General features: G+C 64.8%; 1 protein-coding gene. It reads left to right on the forward strand.

Annotated features, from left to right (window positions below):
• The coding region (locus tag AB4Y84_RS21900; RefSeq protein ID WP_442250965.1) for a dipeptide epimerase at positions 1-1044 on the forward strand (1044 nt) is incomplete at its 5' end.
• Positions 1045-1272: the final 228 nt, after the last annotated feature.

The following is a 1272-nucleotide window of genomic DNA, read 5'->3' on the forward strand; positions in this document are numbered from 1 at the left end:
CCTTTCAAGACCGCGCTGCGCACGGTGGAAACCGTGGAGGACGTGGTGGTGCTGATCCGCACCGACAGCGGCCACACCGGCTACGGCGAGGCGCCTGCCACCGCGGTGATCACCGGTGACACCCACGGCTCGATCATCGAAGCGATCCGGCACTTCATTGCCCCGCGCCTGATCGGCCAGGAGGTGGTCAACCTCAACCGCCTGTGCACGCTGGTGCAGACCGCGATGGAGCGCAACACCAGCGCCAAGGCGGCGGTGGAGATCGCCCTGTACGACCTGTGGGCGCAACTGCATGGCGCGCCGCTGTACCAGATGCTCGGTGGTGGCGACCCGGTGATCACCACCGACATCACCATCAGCGTGGACTACATCGACAAGATGGTGGCCGATTCGCTGTCGGCGATCGAACGCGGCTTCGAGTCGCTGAAGATCAAGGTCGGCAAGGACATCGGCGTGGACATCGAACGGGTCAAGGCGATCCATGCCGCCGTCGAAGGCCGTGCGCTGCTGCGCCTGGATGCCAACCAGGGCTGGACCGCCAAGCAGGCGGTGCATGCGATGCGCACGCTGGAAGATGCAGGTGTGGTGCTGGAACTGCTGGAGCAGCCGGTCAAGGCCGCCGACATCAGCGGCCTGAAGTACGTGACCGATCGGGTCAACACCCCAGTGATGGCCGACGAGAGCGTGTTCAGCCCGAGCCAGGTGATGGACCTGATCCAGCAGCGCGCCGCCGACATCATCAACATCAAGCTGATGAAAACCGGTGGCCTGTCCAACGCAATCCGCATTGCCGACATCGCCGGCATCTACGGCGTGCCGTGCATGATCGGCTGCATGATCGAATCCAGCATCAGCGTGGCCGCAGCGGTGCACCTGGCGGTAGCCAAGAGCGATGTGATCACCAAGGTCGACCTGGATGGTCCCTCGCTGGGGCAGTTCGATCCGGTCAGCGGCGGGGTGCGCTTCAACGAGTCGGAGATCAGCATCAGCGATGTGCCGGGGTTGGGCATCACCGAAGTGCGGGGGTTGGAGATGCTGGGTTGATCGGAGCACCGCTGCCAGCAGTGTCTACGGCTGATGCTTGGTCGGGCGTTACTTTTCTTTTCGCGAAAAGAAAAGTAACCAAAAGAAACGCTCCGCCGGCCGCGAGCCGACGTGCTGCGCACGCCGGTGCCCTGCGCTCCTCGGGCCGCCGAGGGACAGCGCGGAACTCGCTGCGCTCAGACACCCGCGCCTCTTCGCCCTCGCCGGACCTGCGGTGCTCGGCTCGCT

Source organism: Stenotrophomonas sp. 2YAF22, from assembly GCF_052114665.1.
GTDB classification, from domain to species: Bacteria; Pseudomonadota; Gammaproteobacteria; order Xanthomonadales; family Xanthomonadaceae; genus Stenotrophomonas; species Stenotrophomonas indicatrix.